1 pseudogene is annotated in these 634 nt (G+C 57.1%); it reads left to right on the top strand.

Going from position 1 to position 634, the window contains the following annotated elements:
• Positions 1-64: 64 nt before the first annotated feature.
• Positions 65-634: pseudogene (locus J5M71_RS26445) on the top strand (hypothetical protein); the annotation flags it as partial.

The following is a 634-nucleotide window of genomic DNA, read 5'->3' as shown; positions in this document are numbered from 1 at the left end:
GCGCAATCGCTACCTTGGCTTCACTAACGCACAGGTATCCGGGGAAAACATTGGCGGTGAGATCATGACGACGCTGTTCGAGACCATCATCACCAAACAACGCCAGAACATTGAATTCGTGTTGCAGCGCTTTCGTCAGAGCAAACGCACCACCGATATCCATGCACTCTTTGATAAGGCATTGGATATCCGATCGATGATTCATGAACGATTGCTCAAGCTCGATCTCAATCAGCGCTGGAGTACCCGTCCGTTATTCACCAGCACTCCGCCATCGTCACTGGTGCAAGCGGACAAGGCTGCGCAGCAGGCGACGAGTCTGGGACGGACGCTGGATAATCTGACCAGCCACTTCAAAGACCAGCCGACCGCGCACAGCGCCGAACAGCGCGTCTTTTTGGAAGGCATTGTGTGGAAGCTGGCCCAGGCGTTCGAAGATGGCCTGCGCGGTGAGGCCTACCTGCGCAATCTCAGCGGGTCATGGCTGGAGGCGGAGCGAAAGATCGTCGACACCGTGTTCGATGCCACGCATCCGACACGCAGGGAGCGCCAGTCACTCAATGGTTTTCGCCCCGATGCATGGTCGCTCACCCTCACCTGTGCCGAGTTCAAAGGTGCATTGCCGCTCGCTCAC

It is taken from the genome of Pseudomonas sp. 43(2021) (assembly GCF_017490805.1).
Classification (GTDB): Bacteria; Pseudomonadota; Gammaproteobacteria; order Pseudomonadales; family Pseudomonadaceae; genus Aquipseudomonas.
Note: the sequence above shows the minus strand (reverse complement) of the source record. Positions and strands in the feature narration are given on the sequence as shown.